Annotated in this window: 15 protein-coding genes; 12 read left to right on the forward strand and 3 right to left on the reverse strand. The window is 70.8% G+C overall.

The window, feature by feature from the left end:
* The 6 genes from ACFY1L_RS32775 (at position 1) to ACFY1L_RS32800 (ending at position 7,256) form a co-directional block, all read left to right on the forward strand.
* Complete coding sequence (locus ACFY1L_RS32775) at positions 1–2,247, forward strand: MMPL family transporter (RefSeq protein WP_388832118.1); 2,247 nt, start codon at positions 1–3, stop codon at positions 2,245–2,247.
* Entirely contained in the window at positions 2,225–2,800 is a 576-nt protein-coding gene (locus tag ACFY1L_RS32780) for a GNAT family N-acetyltransferase (RefSeq protein WP_388832121.1), read from the forward strand. The genes ACFY1L_RS32775 and ACFY1L_RS32780 overlap by 23 nt, the downstream gene beginning before the upstream one ends.
* 35 nt (positions 2,801–2,835) lie before the next feature.
* The gene (locus ACFY1L_RS32785) at positions 2,836–3,429 is read left to right on the forward strand and encodes a hypothetical protein (protein WP_388832124.1); all 594 of its coding nucleotides are present in this window, start codon (positions 2,836–2,838) and stop codon (positions 3,427–3,429) included.
* A gap of 197 nt (positions 3,430–3,626) precedes the next feature.
* A complete protein-coding gene (locus ACFY1L_RS32790; RefSeq protein WP_388832127.1) occupies positions 3,627–3,812 on the forward strand; it encodes a hypothetical protein in 186 nt (61 codons plus the stop codon).
* Positions 3,813–4,000: 188 nt separating this feature from the next.
* Positions 4,001–7,039 (forward strand): AAA family ATPase, encoded by a 3,039-nt coding sequence (locus tag ACFY1L_RS32795; protein ID WP_388832129.1) that lies wholly within the window; start codon positions 4,001–4,003, stop codon positions 7,037–7,039.
* A gap of 25 nt (positions 7,040–7,064) precedes the next feature.
* Positions 7,065–7,256 (forward strand): DUF6191 domain-containing protein, encoded by a 192-nt coding sequence (locus tag ACFY1L_RS32800; protein ID WP_388832132.1) that lies wholly within the window; start codon positions 7,065–7,067, stop codon positions 7,254–7,256.
* Between the two features lie 4 nt (positions 7,257–7,260).
* On the opposite strand, the gene ACFY1L_RS32805 is transcribed toward ACFY1L_RS32800, so the two are convergent.
* Positions 7,261–8,418 carry a PQQ-dependent sugar dehydrogenase gene (locus tag ACFY1L_RS32805; RefSeq protein WP_388832745.1) on the reverse strand — a complete coding sequence of 386 codons (1,158 nt, stop codon included), beginning with the start codon at positions 8,416–8,418 and terminating at the stop codon, positions 7,261–7,263.
* Between the two features lie 152 nt (positions 8,419–8,570).
* On the reverse strand, positions 8,571–9,569 hold the full coding sequence (locus ACFY1L_RS32810) for an aldo/keto reductase (protein WP_388832135.1): 999 nt from the start codon (positions 9,567–9,569) through the stop codon (positions 8,571–8,573).
* A gap of 75 nt (positions 9,570–9,644) precedes the next feature.
* Here ACFY1L_RS32810 and ACFY1L_RS32815 point away from each other — a divergent pair, with 75 nt between their 5' ends.
* The 6 genes from ACFY1L_RS32815 (at position 9,645) to serA (ending at position 19,615) form a co-directional block, all read left to right on the forward strand.
* Positions 9,645–10,595: a 2-hydroxyacid dehydrogenase gene (locus ACFY1L_RS32815; protein ID WP_388832138.1), complete on the forward strand. Its 951-nt coding sequence runs from the start codon at positions 9,645–9,647 to the stop codon at positions 10,593–10,595.
* A 452-nt stretch (positions 10,596–11,047) separates the two neighbouring features.
* Positions 11,048–14,044 carry a putative bifunctional diguanylate cyclase/phosphodiesterase gene (locus ACFY1L_RS32820; RefSeq protein ID WP_388832141.1) on the forward strand — a complete coding sequence of 999 codons (2,997 nt, stop codon included), beginning with the start codon at positions 11,048–11,050 and terminating at the stop codon, positions 14,042–14,044.
* A gap of 242 nt (positions 14,045–14,286) precedes the next feature.
* On the forward strand, positions 14,287–16,131 hold the full coding sequence (locus ACFY1L_RS32825) for an acetolactate synthase large subunit (RefSeq protein ID WP_388832144.1): 1,845 nt from the start codon (positions 14,287–14,289) through the stop codon (positions 16,129–16,131).
* A gap of 22 nt (positions 16,132–16,153) precedes the next feature.
* Positions 16,154–16,678, forward strand: coding sequence for an acetolactate synthase small subunit (gene ilvN / locus ACFY1L_RS32830; RefSeq protein ID WP_361274090.1), 525 nt, complete (start codon positions 16,154–16,156; stop codon positions 16,676–16,678).
* Between the two features lie 118 nt (positions 16,679–16,796).
* Positions 16,797–17,795, forward strand: coding sequence for a ketol-acid reductoisomerase (ilvC, locus tag ACFY1L_RS32835; protein WP_388832147.1), 999 nt, complete (start codon positions 16,797–16,799; stop codon positions 17,793–17,795).
* Between the two features lie 230 nt (positions 17,796–18,025).
* Positions 18,026–19,615 carry a phosphoglycerate dehydrogenase gene (gene serA / locus ACFY1L_RS32840; RefSeq protein ID WP_388832150.1) on the forward strand — a complete coding sequence of 530 codons (1,590 nt, stop codon included), beginning with the start codon at positions 18,026–18,028 and terminating at the stop codon, positions 19,613–19,615.
* Positions 19,616–19,672: 57 nt separating this feature from the next.
* Here serA and ACFY1L_RS32845 read toward each other — a convergent pair whose 3' ends face one another.
* Positions 19,673–21,193 carry an MFS transporter gene (locus tag ACFY1L_RS32845; RefSeq protein WP_388832153.1) on the reverse strand — a complete coding sequence of 507 codons (1,521 nt, stop codon included), beginning with the start codon at positions 21,191–21,193 and terminating at the stop codon, positions 19,673–19,675.
* Between the last annotated feature and the right edge of the window lie 25 nt (positions 21,194–21,218).

A 21,218-nucleotide genomic window follows, 5' to 3' on the forward strand; every position in this document is an offset into this window, starting at 1 on the left:
GTGGCAGCCCTTGCACGCTGGTGTGTTCGGCACCGCCTCGTCGCGGTCCTGCTGTGGCTCCTCGCCTTCGGCGGAGTGAGCGCGGCCGCCGCGGTCACGGGCTCGGCGTACTCGAACGACTACGAGGCTCCCGGCACCGAGTCGGGCCGCGCCATGCAGCTGCTGCAGGAGGGCTTCCCGGGATCCGGCGGCGACAGCGACACCGTTGTCTGGCACACCACGTCGGGCAGCGTCCGCGCCGCCGACGTCGAACAGACGATGACCGAGACCCTCGACAAGATCGCGGACCTGCCCGGGGTGGCGGCCGTGACCGGCCCGTACCACGGGCAGGGCACGGGCCGGATCAGCGCCGACGGGCACACGGCGTACGCCACGATCACCTTCGAGGACCGTGCCGAGGACATCAAGAAGTCCGAGGCCGAGGCCGTAGTCCACGCCGCCAGGGCGGCCGAGACCGACGGGCTCCAGGTGGAGCTGGGCGGCAGCGCCGTCGGGCTCACCGAGTCGTCGGGCGGGCACGTCGCCGAGATCGTCGGCGTGGTCGTCGCCGCCGTCGTGCTGTTCCTCGCCTTCGGCTCGCTCGCCGCGTCCGTACTGCCCATCGCGACCGCGCTCGTAAGCGTCGGCACCGCGTACGCCGCGATCGTGCTGCTCGGGCACGCGATGACGGTCGCCGACTTCGCGCCCATGCTCGGCATGCTGATCGGGCTCGGCGTCGGCATCGACTACGCGCTGTTCATCGTCACCAGACACCGGCGCGGGCTGAAACGCGGGCTGTCCGTCACCGAGGCGGTCACGAACGCCGTAGCGACGACGGGACGGGCCGTAGTCTTCGCAGGTGCCACCGTTTGCATAGCCCTGCTCGGGATGCTGATCCTCAGGCTCAGCTTCCTCAACGGCGTCGCGATAGCCGCCTCCCTGACCGTCGTCCTGACGGTCGCCGCCTCCGTGACGCTCCTGCCCGCTCTGCTGTCCTTCATCGGCATGCGTGCGCTGAGCCGGCGCGAGCGGCGGCGGCTGGAGGAGCACGGGCCGCAGCCCGAGCTGCCGACCGGGTTCGCCCACCGCTGGTCGGCCTTCGTGGAGCGGCACCCCAAGGTGCTCGGCGTGGTCGCCCTGGTCGTCATGACTGTCCTGGCGCTGCCGACGCTCTCCCTCCACCTGGGCACCTCCGACCAGGGCAACGACCCCAAGTCGTCCACCACCAGGCAGGCGTACGACCTCCTTGCCGACGGGTTCGGTCCCGGCGTGAACGGCCCTCTCACCCTCGTCACCAAGGTCGACGGCGCCGAGGACAAGCTCGCCCTCGACAACCTCGACGCCACCATCCGCACCACAGAGGGCGTCGCGTCGGTGACGCCGGTGACGTACAACAGCGCCAGCGACACGGCGTACTTCACGATCGTCCCGGAGTCGGCGCCCCAGTCGCAGAAGACCAGCGACCTCGTCGACCGGCTGCGCACCGAGGTGCTGCCGCGCGCCGAGACCGGCACCTCGCTCGACCTGCACGTCGGCGGCGTGACGGCCAGCTACGACGACTTCGCCGACGTCATCGTCGGCAAGCTGCCCCTGTTCGTCGGCGTCGTCATCGGCCTCGGCTGTCTGCTTCTGCTGCTCGCCTTCCGGTCCATCGGCATCCCGGTGAAGGCCGCCGCGATGAACGTCGCCGCCGTCGCCGCCGCCTTCGGCATCGTCGTCGCGATCTTCCAGTGGGGCTGGGGCAGCGAGCTGCTGGGCCTCGGCCGCGCCGGGCCGATCGAGCCCTTCCTCCCCGTGATCATGGTGTCGGTCCTCTTCGGGCTCTCCATGGACTACCAGGTCTTCCTGGTCAGCCGGATGTACGAGGAGTGGCTGGAGACCGGCGACAACCGGCGCGCCGTCCGCGTCGGCCTCGCCGAGACCAGCCGGGTGATCAACTCCGCCGCGGTCATCATGATCTCGGTCTTCCTCGCCTTCGTCCTCAGCGGCGACCGCGTGATCGCCATGTTCGGCATCGCGCTCGCCTCCGCCGTCGCCCTCGACGCCTTCGTCCTCCGTACGCTGCTGGTGCCGGCCCTCATGCACATGCTCGGCGGCGCCAACTGGTGGCTGCCCCGCTGGCTCGATGCGCGCCTGCCCCGGATCAGCATCGAACCGCCCGAGTGCCGCGCCGCCCATGAAAGGCTGGCTGCGGCGACGGACGCCGAGGTGGCGGACGTGCTGGCGAAGGGGCGGGAAGAAGAGGATGTACGCGATATCCCTGGGTGACGACGGAGCCGAACTGCGTCCACTGGAGCCGTGGAACGCCGAGGAGTTCCTGGCACATCTGGAGCGCGGGCGGGAGTTCATCGGGCAGTTCATCCCGTTCGGCTCGAAGGCCGTCGACGTGCCCTCCGCACGGGAGACGCTCCAGCGGTACGCCGACATGCGCGCCGCCGACACCGCGTCCGTGCACGGCATCTGGCTGGACGGAAAGCTCGTGGGCGGCGTGCTCACCCTGAACTTCGACGCGGAGACCGGCAACGCCGAGGTCGGCTGCTGGCTGGAGCCCGCCGCGACCGGACGCGGGCTGATCACCCGGGCGATGCGGGTGCTCATCGACTGGGCGGTCGAGGAACGCGGCATCCACCGCATCGAATGGGTCGCCGCCTCGGGCAACACACCCAGCCTGAACGTCGCCCGGCGCCTGGGCATGACCCGCGATGGAGTCCGGCGGGAGGCGCACCCCTATGGTGGCGTACGGCACGACCTGGAGGTGTGGTCGATCCTCGCCCCCGAATGGCGTGACGCACGCGCGCGTGCCGCACACAACGATCATTAAGACGCCTCTCAGACAGGATCCGTACGGTGCCGGACATGGGAACCAAGACAGTTGACGAGACCGGTGCCGCGGGCGCCGAGGCCACGACCGACGAGGAGAAGGTGGACGTCACCAAGGCCGACGAGGTGACCGAGACCGAGGCCGCGACCAAGGCGGACGACGCCGAGGCCGAGGCCGCCGAGGACGTGGTCGAGGACGAAGCGCCTGCCCTCCCCGAGGACGAGGAGGCGAGCTCCTCCGACGTCGGCCAGGGTGCGGGCGCCGTAGTCTCCGCCGCGCTCGGCGTCGTCTCGCTGACCGGCAGCTGGATCGGCACCGTGGCCGCCGCGCGCGAGACCCTCGTGGGCCAGCTGCAGACCTCGTCCACCGCCAGCGTCGCCAAGCAGGTCAAGGAGGTCTACGGCGATGCCTGGCAGACCAGCGCCCTGTGGGGCGGCCTGTTCGCGCTGCTCGCGCTGGTCGTCGGCGTCGTGGTGCTCGTCCGGCCCGCGTTCGGCGTCCCCGGAAAGCCGCAGGCCACCTGGATCAAGTCGGTCGCCTGGGGCGGTGTCGCGCTCGGCGTCATCGGCCTGCTCCTGGCCGTCCTGAAGTACACCGACATCCTGCTCGGACTGCCGTCCACCAGCTGAATCACCGCAGGTCCTGAGGGGTCTTAGGGCATCCGTACGCACCTTACGGAGCTCCTGAGGCCCCTCCCGCACATCTAAGGCCCCCAGAGCGCCCGAAGATGCGGAACTCTCCCGATGTGGCGCACCCCCCTTGGAGACGAAGGTTGAGGCATCGCAACAAGCGAAGCCGGAAAACCGCCTCTCACAAGGGACACGACATGTACGAGTACGAGATCTCCCAGATCCGTTCCGCCGAACTGATCCGCCAGGCCGAGAGCGAGCGGCTGGCCCGCGAGGCCCTCCGTGGTCGCCGCGCCGCCCGCCGTGAGGCCGCTGTCCGCCGTGCCGACGAGGACGAATCCCATACCCACCGCCTCCGTCGGCTGCGGTCCCGGGCCGCGTGAACACCGGGGTCCGGGAGGACGGCCGCGCGGGGGAGGGCCGACCTCGGCAGGACAAGGACCGCAGGACGAAGAACCCGCTCACGCCCTCACCGCACCTCCCCGCGGTGAGGGCAGCGGCGCGCTCGGGAGCCCTCCCGGGAAGCACCGGCCCGTCGAAAACCGGTGCCGCACTGTCGGACCCCCGTGCGATGCTCGGGCTCGTGGAGACCAGGTCCGTCAGTCCCGTGTTCGTCGGCCGCACCGAAGAGTTGGAGACGCTGAACGACGCGCTCGCCCGCGCTGCCGCGGGCGAGCCGCAGGCGTTGCTGATCGGCGGGGAGGCCGGGGTCGGCAAGACCCGGCTCGTCGAGGAGTTCGCCACCGCCGCCTGCCGCGAGGGCGCAGTCGTCGCGCTCGGCGGCTGCGTCGAGATAGGCGCCGACGGCCTGCCCTTCGCCCCCTTCTCCACCGCCCTGCGCGCCCTGCGCCGGGAACTGCCCGAGGAACTCGCCGCCGCGGCCGCCGGCCAGGAGGAGGAACTCACCCGGCTGCTGCCCGAGTTGGGCGAGTCCACCGGTGGACGGCACGACGAGGAGGGCATGGCCCGCCTCTTCGAACTCACCGCCCGGCTCCTCGAGCGCGTCGCCGCCGACCGCACCGTCGTCGTCGCCCTGGAGGACCTGCACTGGGCCGACGCCTCCACCCGCCACCTCCTCGCCTACCTCTTCCGCACCCTGCGCACCGGCCGCCTCGTCGTGCTCGCCACCTATCGCGCCGACGACATCCACCGCCGCCACCCGCTGCGCCCGCTGCTCGCCGAACTCGACCGGCTGCGCACCGTCCGCCGCGTCGAACTCGCCCGCTTCAACCGCGAGGAGGTCGGCCGCCAGATCGCCGGCATCCTCGCCGCCGAACCGGACCCCGGCCAGGTCGACGAGATCTTCGAACGGTCCGACGGCAACGCCTTCTTCGTCGAGGAACTCGCCGTCTGCGCCCACGAGGGCTGCGGCACCGGCCTCACCGACTCCCTCCGCGACCTGCTCCTGGTCCGCGTCGAGGGCCTGCCCGAGAGCGCCCAGCGGGTCGCCCGGATCGTCGCCGAGGGCGGCTCCACCGTCGAGTACCGGCTGCTCGCCGCCGTCGCCCGGCTCGCCGAGGACGACCTCATCGAGGCCCTGCGGGCCGCCGTCAACGCCAACATCCTGCTCGCCGCACCCGCCGGCGACGGCTACCGCTTCCGCCACTCCCTGGTCCGCGAGGCCGTCAGCGACGACCTGCTGCCCGGCGAGCGCTCCCGCCTCAACCGCCGCTACGCCGAGGCCCTGGAGGCCGACCCGACGCTCGTCCCCGCCGACGAACGCGTCATGCGCCTTGCCAGCTACTGGTACCACTCCCACGACGCCGCCAAGGCCCTCCCCGCCGTCCTCGACGCCTCCGTCGAGGCCCGCTGCCGCCACGCCTACAGCGAGCAACTGCGGCTTCTGGAACGGGCGATGGAGCTGTGGGACACCGCCCCCGAGGACGTACGCGACCAGTTGCGCCCCATCGACTACACCGAGGTCTATCCCCCCTGCGGCTGCGATCCGGCCACCACACCCCTGCGCTACCTGGACCTCATGGCCGAGGCGGCGGTGGCGGGCCGGCTGAGCGGCGAGCGCGAGCGCGCCCTGAAGATCACCAAGCGGGCACTGCACCTCCTGGAGGACGAGGGCGACCCTCTGCGCGCCGCCTGGTTCTGGGTCCAGCGCTCCCGTCTCGTACAGGCCCAGGCCCGCGGCGACGGCTGGAAGGAACTCGCCACCGCCCAGGACCTGGTCCGCGGCCTGCCACCCTCCGAGGTCCACGCCGAGGTGCTCGCCAACGCCGCCAGCTGGTCGATGCTCCACGAACCCGGCCCCGACGCCCTCTCGGCCGCCGAGCGCGCCGTCGAGTACGCGCGCATGGTCGACGCCCGCGAGATCGAACTCAACGCCCGCCTCACCCTCGGCGGCCTCATGGTCGACGCCGGCTCCGCCGAGGCCGGGCTCGCCGAGATGTACGAGGTCAAGGATCGGGCCCTGGAGGAGGGCGTCTCGTACGTCGCCGGTCGCGCCTACGTCAATCTGCCCTCCGAACTGGACGCGGTCGGCCGTACCCGGGAAGCCGTGCCCCTCCTCGAGGAAGGCCTCGTCTACACCAGGAAGTTCGGCCAGCTGGACTCCGAGGCCTGGGTGTGGGCCAACCTCTCGGAGGCGCTCTACTCCCTGGGCCGCTGGGACGACGCCGCCGACGCCGCAGCGGGCGCCCTGCGCGTGGGGCACGGCGCCAAGCCCCGGGGCGGTGGCGCCATGTGCCTGGCACACGTCGCCCTCGGCCGTGGCGACCTGCCCGAGGCCGCCCGCCAACTGGCCGCCGCCCGCGGCTACTTGGGCACGCACGATCCCATGCCTCAGCACACCCTTCTCCTCTCCCGCATCGCGATCGGCGTGGCCGCCGGCGAGGGCCGTCTCCTCGACGCCCGTGCCGAACTCGCCCGCGTCCTGGCTTCCGACATCCCGCCCGGCACCCAGCGCTACGGCTGGCCCATGCTGCTCGCCGCCGCCACCGCCGAGGCCGACGCCCGCGCCCTGCCGGCCGCCGCCCAGGGCCGCGCCGACGTCCTCGAACGGCTCCGCGAGGCCGCCAAGAAGACCACCACCGACGCCCCCATCTGGCTCGCCCACGAGCAGTGGGTCCGCGCCGAACTCGCCCGCGTCGAGGGCCACGACACCATCGACACCTGGTCGGACGTGGTCACCTCCTTCGAAGGCCTGGACCGCCCCTACGACCTCGCACGCGTACGCCACCGTCTGGCCGAGGTCCTCCTCGCAGCGGGCGGCGACGACGAGCGCGACCGCTCCACCGAACTGCTGCGCCTGGCCCATGCCGTGGCCGAGCACCTCGGCGCCCGCCCGCTCGCCGACGCCGTCACCCTGCTCGCCCAGCGCGCCCGCCTCACCCTGAACCGCGTCCCGGAGCAGCGGCCCGCCGACCCCGCCGAGGCCCTCGGCCTCACCGGCCGGGAACGCGACGTCCTGCGCCTGGTCGCCGCCGGCCGCACCAACCGCCAGATCGCGGAGGAGCTCTTCATCTCCCCGAAGACGGCCAGCGTCCACGTCTCGAACATTCTGGCCAAGCTCGGCGTCTCAGGAAGGGGAGAGGCGGCGGCGGTGGCGCACCGGCTGGGTCTCTTCCCGCCGGAGGACGTCGACCGGCTGGTGGCCGGATGACGGAGCAGCCAATGAGGGGAGAGCGATGTTCAACGCCTTCGAGGAACTCTTCGCACCCGGCCGCAAGCACACCCGCGACGAACAGAAACGGCTGGAACTGACCCGTGAGGACGTCGGGGACAACGACCCCGGGCGCGGGCCGATAGATCTCGCGTCCGGGAAGGTCGTCGTACGGCCGCCTCGGCGGGAGGACGGGACACCTCCCGCCGACGAGTGAGCTTCTAGCCGACCTGCAGCTCCAGTATTCGGTCGTCCCCGGACTTCGGGTTTCCCCGGCCGTCCGTGTTGCTGGTCGTCAGCCACAGCTTGTCGCCGCCGGCCGAGACCACGGTGCGCAGGCGGCCGTACTTGCCCTGCAGGAAGGACTGCGGGTCGGCCGAGGCCTCCGTGCCCTTCAGCGGGATGCGCCACAGCCGCTGGCCCTTCAGGCCGGCCATCCAGATGGAGCCCTCGGCGTAGGCGATGCCGCTCGGGGAGGCGTCGTCCGTGTGCCACTGGGCTATCGGGTTCTGGTACTCGGAGTCGGACGACCTGCCCTCGGCGTCCGGCCAGCCGTAGTTGGCGCCCGGCTTGATCGCGTTCAGCTCGTCCCAGGTGTCCTGGCCGAACTCCGAGGCGAACAGGCGCTGTTTGGAGTCCCAGGCCAGGCCCTGCACATTGCGGTGGCCATAGGTGTACACCGGGGAGTTCGGGAACGGGTTGCCCGGGGCCGGGTCGCCCTCCGGGGTCAGGCGGAGGATCTTGCCGCCCAGGGACTTCTTGTCCTGGGCCAGCCCCCGGTTGCCGCTCTCGCCCGTGCCCGCGTACAGCATCTTGTCGGGGCCGAAGGCGATCCGGCCGCCGTTGTGGATATAGCCCTTGGGGATGCCCTTGAAGATCGTGTCGGGCGCGCCCAGCTGTTCGCCAGCCGGTTTCTTCGTGTCGTACAGCATGCGCACGATGCGGTTGTCCGAGGCCGAGGTGAAGTAGGCGTAGATCATGTGGTCCGAGGCGTAGTCCGGGGACAGTGCGATGCCGAGGAGGCCGCCCTCTCCGGCGGGGGAGACTCCGGACACCTTGCCGAGCTCGGTCTTCTTGCCGGTCTTCACGTCGACCTTGGTGATCGTCCCCTCGTCGCGGGAGGCGACGAGCAGGGCGCTGTCGTCGGGCAGCGGGGCCAGGCCCCACGGGGTGTTCAGGCCCGTGGTCACCGTCCGCAGCACCTTGACCGAGCCCTTGGCGGGCGGGCCCTGCTCGGCCGCCTGCTGCGAGGGGGAGGACTGGGCCGTCGTGCTCCCCGATGTCTTACCGCCACCGTCGCCCGAGGACCCTCCGCCCCCTCCGTCGGAGGAACAGCCGGCCGTCAGCAGGAGCGCGGTCGCGGCCAACACGGCCGACACAGCTCGTTGTCGCACGATCTTGGTCCCTTCGACGCGGCGGTCTCCAGCAGCAGGTGCTGCGTGCAGGTGCTACTTGTCTTACACCGCTCGCGCCTCACAGGTTCCCGATCAAGTGAGACCGAATCGGAGACACCCCGGCCACCCGCCCGGTTTCAGTCCCACGATCCCCGCGCACCCGGCAGCTCCGCCACCTCGGCCAGGTCCTGTGCCGTCAGGCTCAGCCGGACCGACGCCGCGTTCTGCGCCACCCACCGCTCCTGCTTGGTGCCGGGCACCGGGACCACGTGCCGACCCTGCCCCAGCACCCACGCGAGCGCCACCTGGGCGGGCGTGACGTCGTCGCCGTGCCGGGCCGCGATCCGGCGCAGACCGGCCACGATCGGCTGGTTCGCGGCCATCATCTCCGCGGTGAAGCGGGGGTGGCGGGCGCGCACGTCGTCCGGTTCGAAGCCCTCGCCGGGGGTCAGCGTGCCGGTCAGGAAGCCGTTGCCCAGCGGCATCGCGGCCAGGAAGCCCACGCCGCGCGCCTCGCACCACGGCACCAGCGACTCCAGCGCCTCGGGCGACCACACCGACAGCTCGGCCTCGACCGCGCTCACCGGGAACACCTGCTGCACCCGCTGGAGTTGCCTGATCGTCGCATCGTGCAGCCGCCCGCCGGACCGGCGGCCACCGCGGGCGCCGACCGCACACAGCCCCAACGCCCGTACCTTTCCGGCCTGTACGAGCTCCGCCATCGCGCCCCACGTCTCCTCGACCGGGACCTCGGGGTCGGCGCGGTGCAGTTGGTACAGGTCGATCACGTCCGCCTGCAGGCGCCGCAGGGACGCGTCGCAGGCCCGCTTCACATAGCCGGGGCGGCCGTTGGCCACGATGTGCTGCTCACCCACCAGCAGCCCGACCTTCGTCGACACGAAGGCGTCCTCGCGGCGCTCCTTCAACACCCGCCCCACCAGCAGCTCGTTGGTGAACGGGCCGTACATGTCGGCCGTGTCCAGGAGCGTCGAGCCCAGGTCCAGCGCCCGGTGCACCGCCCTGAGCGACTCCTCGCCCCGCTGCCGCGACCCGCTGTACGCCCAGCTCATCGGCATGCACCCGAGTCCGACGGCCCCCACCGCGAGCGCCCTCGCGCCGATCGTCCTGCGCTCCACCTGCTCGTGACCCTCCCTCTGCCGAGCCCCCAACCTAACCTCTGCACCCCCAGGGGCCTGACATAGCCTCCTGACATGACTGCTGACGTGTGGCTTCCCATCCCGCCGGACGAGATCGAGGGTCTGCCCGCGGGCCCGAACTACCGCTTCTGGAACGGCGAGGAGGACTTCCCCGCAGAGCCCGCCGACTGCGCCTACTACGTCGTCCCCTACATGAAGCCCGCCGAGGTCGCGGTGCGGCCCCTGCCGCGGCTGAGCTCCGTGGAGGTCGTGCAGACGTTGTCGGCCGGCATCGACAGCCTGGTGCCGGGGCTGAACGACCTGCGGCCGGGCGTGCGGGTGTGCAACGCGCGCGGGGTGCACGAGGCGAGCACCGCGGAGCTCGCGCTCACGCTGATTCTGGCCTCGCTGCGCGGCATTCCCGACTTCGTGCGGGCGCAGGAGCGCGGGGAGTGGCTCGGCGGGTTCCGGCCAGCGCTGGCCGACAAGAACGTGCTGATCGTGGGGTACGGGTCGATCGGATCCGCGATCGAGGACCGGCTCGTTCCGTTCGAGGTCGCGCGGGTGGCGCGCGTCGCGCGCTCCGCACGCACCACGGAGCGCGGATCGGTGCACCCGCTCACCGACCTGCCCGCCCTGCTCCCCGAGGCGGACGTCGTCGTCCTGATCACGCCCCTGACCGAGACCACCCGTGGCCTGGCCGGCGCCGAGTTCCTCGCCCGCATGAAGGACGGCGCGCTCCTCGTCAACGTCTCCCGAGGTCCCGTCGTCGACACCAAGGCGCTGCTCGCCGAGGTGGAGAGCGGACGTATCAGCGCCGCTCTGGACGTCACCGACCCCGAGCCGCTGCCCGCCGAACACCCCCTGTGGCGCGCCCCCGGCGTCCTCATCAGCCCCCACGTCGGCGGTCCCACGTCCGCGTTCCTGCCCCGCGCCAAGCGGCTGCTCGTGGACCAGTTGACCCGATTCGTGAACCAGGAGCCCTTGCGCAACGTGATCCTTACGACAGGCGCAACCGGCGCGTGACCCCGACGACTTGAGCGTCCGGCGCGCGATCCGCGCGACGGGCGCAACAGGCGTGTAATCCGTTTCCGGTACCCTCCGCAACCTTGCGGATGCGGTCCGTGCTCGCATCGCCGCTGGTCGTCACGGAGCGTAGAGGAACTATGTCCCTGAGTGACGAGACTGGTGTATCGTCCCGAGCAGGGGCTGCGCCGCGAACCGTTCGGCGCCGGGGATGGACATTTCAGACTGTGAGGGGGGCGACGGGCGATGCACGGCCTATGGGCGAGCGATCCGACGCGACGGGGCCGCCGGAGGCGACCCTGGCGTACGGCCGCGCGCAGACGCGGTCACCACGGCAGTCACGGCTGCCGTCACAACCATCACCAGCGCAGGCACAGCAGCCGCCGGAGGCATGCGCACCCAGCGCACCTGGACCCGCGGGACCCGGGAGCGGCGCGGACCAGGAGGATCCGGTGAGCTCGCCGCTGCCTCCCACGACCACCCTCGACCGGGCGCTGCGCGCACGGCCCTCGCGGAGGCCGCTGCGGCGTCCGCCGGCCTTCCGCGGCGGGTCGAGCCTGGTCCACCAACTCGTCCTGGCCCTGGTCTGCGCGGGATACGCCGTCGGTTCCGCGTTCGACTGGGGTTCGAGCGAAGTCGCGCTGATCATGGGTGACTTCGGGCTGAGCGCCGCGGCGGGCACCGCCGCAGTCTCGCTCTTCCTCTACGCCCGTAGCCGCCGTATCCGCTTTCGATCCGCCTGGCTGCTGTTCGCCCTCTCCTCGGCGATGGCGGCCCTGGGCAACGCGGTCTGGGGGTGGTACGAGGTCGTGCTGGGGCAGCCGGTGCCCACCCCGAGCTATGCCGACCTGTTCTTCCTGTGCTTCGCGCCGCCCGCCATCGTGGGACTCCTGGTGCTCGCCAAGCGGCCGATGACCAAGGCCGGCTGGGTCTGCCTGGCGCTGGACGCCTGGCTGATCGGCGGCTCGCTGCTCACGCTGTCGTGGAGCCTCGCGCTCGCCCAGGCGGCCAAGTTCGACGGGCCGAGCGTCGCGCACACCGCGCTGTCGCTGGCGTATCCGCTGCTGGACATCGCCCTGGTCAGCATGGTGCTCGCACTGCACTTCCGGCGCTCGGCGGTGAACCGCACCGCGGTCAACACCGCCATCGGCGCACTGGCGCTGACGGTGATGTGCGACGCCCTGTTCACCTCGCCGCTGCTGCACAACAACTACCACTCGGGCCAGTTGCTCGACGCGGGCTGGTTCGCCGGCTCCCTGCTCCTCGCGTACGCCCCCTGGGCCGCACCCCGGCACGGCCGGCCGGCCGCGGAGGAGGACGGGCACACGCGCGTGGTGCACGAACACATGCCAGGCCTCCGGGGCGGCACGCACCAGCACCATGCAACGCCCCAGGGGGGTGATCACAGCCGGTATCCGGCCGCCCGGCCGATCGCCGGCTCCCTGGCCGCGCTCACGCCCTATCTCGCCGCCGCCGTCTGCACGTTGGGGATCCTCTACAACGTCCTCAACGGCCGCAGCGTCGACCGAGTGGTGCTCCTGACCGGCGGCACGGTCGTGCTCGCCCTCGTGGTGCGCCAGGGCATCATGCTGCTCGACAACATCACCCTCACCCAGGAACTGGCACAGAAGGAGAACCACTTCCGCTCCCTGGTGCAGGGCTCCAGCGACGTCATCATGATCGCCGCTCCCAACGGCATCCTCCGGTACGTCTCCCCGGCCGCCGCCGGGGTCTACGGACGCCCCGCCGAGGAGCTGGTGGGTACGGAACTGGCCAATCTCATCCACCCGGAGGACCTGGGCTGCGTGGTGCACGAGGTGCGCCGCTTCCTCGCCGCCAGCCCGCCCGAGGAACCCACCACCCGCATCGAATGCCGCTTCCGGTCCGGCGACGGCGGCTGGCTCAACGTCGAGTCCACCGTCAACCGCCACCACGGCGGCCTCATCTTCAACAGCCGGGACGTGACCGAAAGGGTGCGCCTCCAGGCGCAGCTGCAGCACAACGCCGAGCACGACCCGCTCACCGACCTGCCCAACCGCGCCCTGTTCACCAAGCGGGTCCAGCAGGCCCTGTCCGGCCGTCGCGCCTCCGACCGGGTGGCCCTGCGCGGCACGGCCGTCCTCTTCATCGACCTCGACGGCTTCAAGGCCGTCAACGACACGATCGGGCACCAGGCCGGGGACGAACTGCTCGTCCAGGCCGCCCGCAGACTCCAGGACGCGGTGCGGCAGGGCGACACCGCCTCCCGGCTCGGCGGTGACGAGTTCGCGGCCCTGATCGTCGGGGACGGTGCCCGTGACCGCTCAGCGCGCGAACGGCACATCCTGGAGCTCGCCGACCGCCTCAGGATCACGCTCTCGCAGCCGTACATGATCGACGGCAACGATGTCCGGGTGGCGGCCTCCATCGGTGTGGCCTTCGCCGAACCGGGCCTGGGTGCGGGCGAGTTGCTGCGCAACGCCGACCTCGCCATGTACCGCGCCAAGGGGGCCGGCAAGGGCCGCGTCGAGCTGTACGCCCCGCAGATGCAGCAGGACGTCGTACGGAAGGCGGAGCTGGCGACGCGCCTGCGTGCCGCACTGCACGACGGCGAGTTCGCCCTGCTGCACCAGCCCGTGGTCTGCCTGGAGGACGGCCGGATCGCCTCGGTCGAGGCCCAGGCGCGCTGGCGGTCCTCGCAGGGAGTGCTGTTCACGCCGGCCGAGTTCCTGCGGGTCGCCGAGGACAGCGACAAGACCGCCGAGCTGGGCCGCTGGATTCTGGAGGAGGCCGTCGAGCAGGCCGCCGAGCGCACCGCGACCGGGCTCGCCGTGCCCGTGGCGGTCCGGATGAGCGCCCGGCGGCTGCTGGACCGGTCGATGCCGCTCGGCTCGATCGAGGCCCTGCTGACCCGGCACGGGCTGCCGTCCGGGGCGCTGGTGATCGAGCTGTCCGACACCGACCCCAAGGTCTCGCTGGAGGAACTGGAACGACGTCTGGGCGCCCTGCGCAGGCTCGGCGTCCGGATCGCCCTGGACGGCTTCGGCAGCGGCTATGCGGCGATCACAGCGCTACGACGGCTCCCCGTCGACGTACTGAAACTCGACCGCAGTCTGGTCGAGGGCGTCGTCGAGTCCGCGCGGCTGCACAAGATCACCAGCGGGCTGCTCAGGATCGCGACCGACCTCGGGCTGCAGTCCGTGGCCGACGGCGTGGACCTGCCGGAGCAGGTGGTCGCGTTGCGCGCGATGGGCTGCACGCACGGGCAGGGCATGGCGTTCTCCGGTCCGCTGGACGAGTACCGGCTGCGCCGGGCGCTCGGATCCGGCCACTATCCGGTGCCGCACGGTCCGATCGAGCCCGCGTTCGCGGGTGGCGGCGCAGGGGTGTACACAAGTGGTGTGCCCGCCGTTCTGGGAGGCGGAAGTGCCCTCCGCTCACATAATGAGACTCCCGTCCCACCCACTTGACACGTGGTGCGCGTCGGGGGGAGGGTCAGTGCCATGCGCACCCGAATTCTCGTACTTGGAAAGCGCGTCGGCTGAGCTGGTGATGTCCGGACGGACCCGGAACTCCCAGCGACCACACCCGGCGCGCTCCCCTCGCTTGCCTTACGGCACGAGGGGTTTTTTGTTGCACAGGCACCAGTCGTGCAGCGTCTGAACACCGCACAAACCTCGCAAAAACCCTCAGCATCGAGAAGAGACTGACGATGACCGAGCAGGCCACCGGGGCCCATCCGCAACCGCGGCCCCGATCCGGAGGACAGCAGTCCGCACCCGAGCACGTCACGGGTGCGCAGTCCCTCATCCGCTCTCTCGAGGAGGTCGGGGCCGACACGGTATTCGGCATTCCCGGCGGTGCGATCCTTCCCGCGTACGACCCGCTGATGGACTCGACCCGGGTGCGCCACGTCCTGGTCCGTCACGAGCAGGGCGCCGGCCACGCGGCCACCGGTTACGCGCAGGCCACCGGCCGGGTCGGTGTCTGCATGGCGACCTCCGGACCGGGCGCGACCAACCTGGTCACCCCGATCGCGGACGCCCACATGGACTCGGTGCCGCTCGTGGCGATCACCGGGCAGGTGGCCTCCAAGGCGATCGGTACGGACGCCTTCCAGGAGGCGGACATCGTCGGCATCACGATGCCGATCACCAAGCACAACTTCCTGGTCACCAAGGCCGAGGACATCCCGCGGGTCATCGCCCAGGCGTTCCACATCGCCGCCACCGGCCGCCCCGGCCCGGTCCTGGTGGACATCGCCAAGGACGCCCTGCAGGCGAAGACCACGTTCTCCTGGCCGCCGGTCATGGACCTGCCCGGCTACCGCCCGGTGACCAAGCCGCACGCCAAGCAGATCCGCGAGGCCGCGAAGCTCATCACCTCCGCCAAGCGGCCCGTCCTCTACGTCGGCGGCGGTGTCATCAAGGCACACGCCACCGCCGAGCTCAAGGTTCTCGCCGAGCTCACCGGAGCGCCCGTCACCACCACCCTGATGGCGCTCGGCGCATTCCCCGACAGCCACCCGCTGCACGTGGGAATGCCGGGCATGCACGGTGCGGTCACCGCCGTCACCGCGCTGCAGAAGGCCGACCTGATCGTCGCCCTCGGAGCCCGCTTCGACGACCGCGTCACCGGCAAGCTGGACAGCTTCGCCCCGTACGCCAAGATCGTCCACGCCGACATCGACCCGGCCGAGATCGGCAAGAACCGCGCCGCGGACGTGCCGATCGTCGGTGACGCGCGCGAGGTCATCGCCGACCTGATCCAGGCGGTGCAGAAGGAGCACAGCGAGGGCCACCAGGGCGACTACAGCGCCTGGTGGAAGGACCTGTCCCGCTGGCGCGAGACCTACCCGCTCGGCTACGACCTGCCCGACGACGGCTCGCTCTCCCCGCAGCAGGTCATCGAGCGGATCGGCCAACTCGCCCCGGAGGGCACGATCTTCGCGGCGGGCGTCGGCCAGCACCAGATGTGGGCCGCGCACTTCATCGAATACGACAAGCCCGCCACCTGGCTGAACTCCGGCGGTGCCGGGACGATGGGCTACGCGGTGCCGGCCGCGATGGGCGCCAAGGCCGGAGCCCCGGACCAGACGGTCTGGGCGATCGACGGCGACGGCTGCTTCCAGATGACCAACCAGGAGCTCACCACCTGCGCCCTGAACGGCATCCCGATCAAGGTCGCGGTCATCAACAACGGCGCCCTCGGCATGGTCCGCCAGTGGCAGACCCTGTTCTACAACCAGCGCTACTCCAACACCGTGCTGCACTCCGGCCCGAACGACGTCAACCCGGAGGCCAGGGGCACCCGCGTCCCCGACTTCGTGAAGCTGTCGGAGGCCATGGGCTGCCACGCGATCCGCTGCGAGTCCCCGGAGGACCTGGACAAGGTCATCGAGGAAGCGAACTCGATCAACGACCGCCCGGTCGTTGTCGACTTCATCGTCCACGAGGACGCGATGGTGTGGCCGATGGTCGCCGCCGGCACCTCCAACGACGAGATCATGGCCGCCCGGGACGTCCGCCCCGACTTCGGCGACAACGAAGACGACTGAGCGAGAGAGACGTAAAAAGACCATGTCCAAGCACACGCTCTCCGTCCTGGTGGAGAACACCCCCGGCATCCTGGCCCGGATCGCCGCCCTCTTCTCCCGCCGCGGCTTCAACATCGACTCGCTCGCGGTCGGCGTCACCGAGCACCCCGACATCTCCCGCATCACGATCGTCGTGGGGGTCGAGGACCTGCCGCTGGAGCAGGTGACGAAGCAGCTCAACAAGCTCGTCAACGTGCTGAAGATCGTCGAGCTGGAGCCCACCCAGGCCGTTCAGCGCGAACTCGTCCTGGTGAAGGTGCGCGCCGACAACGAGACGCGCTCCCAGATCGTCGAGATCGTCCAGCTGTTCCGCGCCAAGACCGTCGACGTCTCCCCGGAGGCCGTGACGATCGAGGCCACCGGCAGCAGCGAGAAGCTGTCGGCCATGCTGAAGATGCTGGAGCCGTACGGCATCAAGGAGCTCGTCCAGTCCGGCACGATCGCGATCGGCCGCGGCGCCCGCTCGATCACGGACCGCTCGCTGCGCGCTCTCGACCGGTCGGCATAGCCACGGATTCGGGCGGCCGGGTGACATCGGCCGCCCGTATACCGAGACCCCGAAACTTCACTTCCGCCCGCCGTCATACGGTGGGACGCAACACCTGCACACAAGGAGAGAACCCAAAGTGGCCGAGCTGTTCTACGACGCCGACGCCGACCTGTCCATCATCCAGGGCCGCAAGGTCGCGGTCATCGGTTACGGCAGCCAGGGCCACGCCCACGCGCTGTCGCTCCGTGACTCGGGTGTCGACGTCCGTGTCGGTCTGCACGAGGGCTCCAAGTCCAAGGCGAAGGCCGAGGAGCAGGGCCTGCGCGTGGTGACGCCGTCCGAGGCCGCCGCCGAGGCCGACGTCATCATGATCCTGGTGCCGGACCCGATCCAGGCCCAGGTCTACGAGGAGTCCATCAAGGACAACCTCAAGGACGGCGACGCGCTGTTCTTCGGCCACGGCCTGAACATCCGCTTCGACTTCATCAAGCCCCCGGCGAACGTCGACGTCTGCATGGTCGCCCCCAAGGGCCCGGGCCACCTCGTCCGTCGCCAGTACGAGGAGGGCCGCGGCGTTCCGTGTATCGCGGCCGTCGAGCAGGACGCGACCGGGGGTGCCTTCGCGCTCGCGCTGTCGTACGCCAAGGGCATCGGCGGCACCCGGGCCGGCGTCATCAAGACGACCTTCACCGAGGAGACCGAGACCGACCTGTTCGGCGAGCAGGCCGTCCTCTGCGGTGGTACGGCCGCGCTGGTCAAGGCCGGTTTCGAGACGCTGACCGAGGCCGGTTACCAGCCGGAGATCGCGTACTTCGAGTGCCTGCACGAGCTGAAGCTGATCGTGGACCTCATGTACGAGGGCGGCCTGGAGAAGATGCGCTGGTCGATCTCCGAGACCGCCGAGTGGGGCGACTACGTCACCGGCCCGCGGATCATCACCGACGCCACCAAGGCCGAGATGAAGAAGGTCCTCGCCGAGATCCAGGACGGCACCTTCGCGCGTGAGTGGATGGCCGAGTACCACGGCGGTCTGAAGAAGTACAACGAGTACAAGACCGCGGACTCCGAGCACCTGCTGGAGACCACCGGCAAGCAGCTGCGCAAGCTGATGAGCTGGGTCGACGAGGAGGCTTAAGCCTCAGGGGACGGGGCCGGAGCAGTCAGCTCCGGCCCCGTTGTCCAACCCGTCGAGTCACGGACGGGTGATCCTTCCGCAGAGGCGCAGGACGACCATCGCCGCGCCACTACACTTCCGTAGTACATACGCGTCAGGCCCACAGCGTCGTGCGTCTTCCACGCGGCCAGTACCCTCCACCGCCTGCGGCCGTCGGGACGGCCGTCCGCATTGGACTTGTGAGGACTCACGTGAGCTCGAAACCCGTCGTACTCATCGCTGAAGAGCTGTCGCCCGCGACCGTGGACGCGCTCGGCCCCGACTTCGAGATCCGGCACTGCAACGGAGCGGACCGAGCCGAACTGCTCCCGGCCATCGCCGATGTCGACGCGATCCTGGTCCGCTCCGCCACCAAGGTCGACGCCGAGGCCATCGCCGCCGCCCACAAGCTCAAGGTCGTCGCACGAGCCGGCGTCGGCCTGGACAACGTCGACGTCTCCGCCGCCACCAAGGCCGGCGTGATGGTCGTCAACGCCCCCACCTCGAACATCGTGACCGCCGCCGAGCTCGCCTGCGGTCTGCTCATCGCCACCGCCCGGCACATCCCGCAGGCCAACGCCGCGCTGAAGAACGGCGAGTGGAAGCGCAGCAAGTACACGGGTGTGGAGCTCGCCGAGAAGACCCTCGGTGTCGTGGGTCTGGGGCGGATCGGTGCGCTGGTCGCTCAGCGCATGTCCGCCTTCGGGATGAAGGTCGTCGCCTACGACCCCTACATCCAGCCCGCGCGCGCCGCGCAGATGGGCGTCAAGGTGCTGTCCCTCGACGAGCTGCTCGAGGTCTCCGACTTCATCACCGTCCACCTGCCCAAGACCCCCGAGACCCTCGGCCTCATCGGCGACGAGGCGCTGCGCAAGGTCAAGCCGAGCGTGCGCATCGTCAACGCCGCGCGTGGCGGGATCGTCGACGAGGAGGCGCTGTACTCCGCCCTCAAGGAGGGCCGGGTCGCCGGTGCCGGTCTGGACGTCTACGCCAAGGAGCCGTGCACGGACTCGCCGCTGTTCGAGTTCGACCAGGTCGTGTCCACCCCGCACCTCGGTGCCTCCACCGACGAGGCGCAGGAGAAGGCCGGTATCGCCGTCGCCCGCTCGGTGCGGCTCGCCCTCGCCGGTGAGCTCGTGCCCGACGCGGTGAACGTCCAGGGCGGCGTCATCGCCGAGGACGTCAAGCCGGGCCTGCCCCTCGCGGAGCGCCTCGGCCGCATCTTCACCGCGCTCGCCGGCGAGGTCGCGGTCCGCCTCGACGTCGAGGTGTACGGCGAGATCACCCAGCACGACGTGAAGGTGCTGGAGCTCAGCGCCCTCAAGGGTGTCTTCGAGGACGTCGTCGACGAGACGGTCTCCTACGTCAACGCGCCGCTGTTCGCGCAGGAACGCGGCGTCGAGGTGCGGCTGACCACCAGCTCGGAGTCGGCCGACCACCGCAACGTCGTCACCGTGCGCGGCACGCTGGGCAACGGCGAGGAGGTGTCGGTGTCCGGCACGCTGGCCGGGCCGAAGCACCTGCAGAAGATCGTCGCCGTGGGTGAGTACGACGTGGACCTCGCGCTGGCCGACCACATGGTGGTGCTGCGGTACGAGGACCGTCCCGGTGTCGTGGGTACGGTGGGTCGGATCTTCGGCGAGGCCGGGATCAACATCGCCGGTATGCAGGTCTCGCGGGCCGTTGCCGGTGGCGAGGCGCTTGCCGTGCTGACCGTCGACGACACGGTGCCCGCCGGGGTGCTGACCGAGGTCGAGGCGGAGATCGGGGCGACGTTCGCCCGCTCGGTGAACCTCGTCTGACAGAACAAAAGGGCGGCTGAGCTGACGTGAGTCAGCTCAGCCGCCCTTTGCTTTTCCCTACTTGTCGGCCACGTGGATCCCCCGCAGCGCCCTCACCGCCAGCGCCGCCGCTCCCACCAGCAGCACCACACCCGCGATCGCCGCCCCCTGCATCCCGCTCGTGAACGCCTCGCGGGCCGTCGCCGCCAGGGCGTCTCCCGCGCGCCCCGGCAGTTGGCCTGCTACCGCCAGCGCGCCGCCCAGCGTCTCGCGCGCCGCGTCCGGGGCCGAAGCCGGAATGTCGTGGCGGTAGACCGCCGTACCGATGGAGCCGAGGACCGCCATCCCGAGGGCGCCGCCGAACTCCGCGCCCGTCTCCATCAGGGAGGATGCCGAGCCGGCCCGTTCCACCGGGGCGCTGCTCATCGCCAGGTCCGTGATCTGGGAGATGACCATGACGATGCCGGAAGCGAGGACGCCGCACGCGGTCAGGACCAGCCAGAGGGAGTCCGTGTCCGCGAGAGCCAGCAGCGCGTAGCCGGCCGCGCCGATCGCGAAGCCCGCGGTGACGACGTACGCGCGGTTGACGCCCTTCTGGACCAGCGCCGTCGCCAGCGGGGCCGCCATGCCGATCGGCACCGAGGGGAGCAGCGCCCACAGGGCCGCCTCCATCGCGCTCTTGTCGAGCACCGACTGCAGGTACTGGGTGGTGAAGAACGCCGAGCCCATCATGGCGAACGAGGCGATGAGGTTGAGGACGACGGAGGGGGCGAACCCACGGCCGCGGAACAGGGCTGGCGAGATCATCGGGGAGGCCGCGGTGCGCTGGCGGTGGACGAAGGCGGTCGCGAAGAGCAGGCCGACGGTGATCGAGACGACGTACTCGGCGTGCCAGCCCTCCGACGGGATCTCCTTCAGGCCGTAGATGACGGGGAGCACCGCGGCCATCGACAGCGGGACGCTCGGCCAGTCGAAGCGGCCCGGGTTCGGGTCGCGCGACTCCGGCAGCAGGAACGGGCCGAGGACCAGCAGCAGTGCCATCGCGGGCAGGTTGACCAGGAAGACCGAGCCCCACCAGAAGTACTGGACGAGGACACCGCTCATCACCGAGCCGAGCGCGATGCCGGCCGTCATCACGCCGGACCACATGCCGATCGCCTTCGCGCGCTGGCCGGGGTCGGTGAACATCGTGCGGATCAGCGCCATCGTCGACGGCATCAGGGTCGCGCCGCCGATGCCGAGCACCGCGCGGGCCGCGATCAGGGTCTCGGCGCTGTTCGCGTACGCCGCGATCAGTGACGCGGTGCCGAAGGCGGCGGCGCCGATCAGGAGGAGCTTGCGGCGGCCTATGCGGTCGCCCAGCGAACCCATCGTCATCAGCAGGCCGGCCAGGACGAAGGCGTAGATGTCGAAGATCCACAGCTGCTGTGTGCCGCTCGGCTCGAGGTCCGCGCTGATCGCCGGGATCGCGAAGTAGAGGACCGAGACGTCCATCGAGACCAGCAGCAGCGGGAGCATCAGCACGCCCAGTGCGGTCCATTCGCGGCGGCCGGCGAGGCCGCCGGCCGGGGTTGTGGTGGTGCTCGTCGAGTTCGTCATGCCAGGGACTGTACGGACGTCTTAA

It is taken from the genome of Streptomyces sp. NPDC001663 (assembly GCF_042893105.1).
Taxonomy (GTDB): domain Bacteria; phylum Actinomycetota; class Actinomycetes; order Streptomycetales; family Streptomycetaceae; genus Streptomyces.

Coding starts and splice junctions, on each gene's coding strand:
- ACFY1L_RS32815 (WP_388832138.1), top strand. CDS start 9,645: ATGACTGCTGACGTGTGGCTTCCCATCCCGCCGGACGAGATCGAGGGT.
- ACFY1L_RS32780 (WP_388832121.1), top strand. CDS start 2,225: ATGTACGCGATATCCCTGGGTGACGACGGAGCCGAACTGCGTCCACTG.
- ACFY1L_RS32845 (WP_388832153.1), bottom strand. CDS start 21,193: ATGACGAACTCGACGAGCACCACCACAACCCCGGCCGGCGGCCTCGCC.
- ACFY1L_RS32790 (WP_388832127.1), top strand. CDS start 3,627: ATGTACGAGTACGAGATCTCCCAGATCCGTTCCGCCGAACTGATCCGC.
- ACFY1L_RS32825 (WP_388832144.1), top strand. CDS start 14,287: ATGACCGAGCAGGCCACCGGGGCCCATCCGCAACCGCGGCCCCGATCC.
- ACFY1L_RS32785 (WP_388832124.1), top strand. CDS start 2,836: ATGGGAACCAAGACAGTTGACGAGACCGGTGCCGCGGGCGCCGAGGCC.
- ilvN (WP_361274090.1), top strand. CDS start 16,154: ATGTCCAAGCACACGCTCTCCGTCCTGGTGGAGAACACCCCCGGCATC.
- ACFY1L_RS32800 (WP_388832132.1), top strand. CDS start 7,065: ATGTTCAACGCCTTCGAGGAACTCTTCGCACCCGGCCGCAAGCACACC.
- ACFY1L_RS32795 (WP_388832129.1), top strand. CDS start 4,001: ATGCTCGGGCTCGTGGAGACCAGGTCCGTCAGTCCCGTGTTCGTCGGC.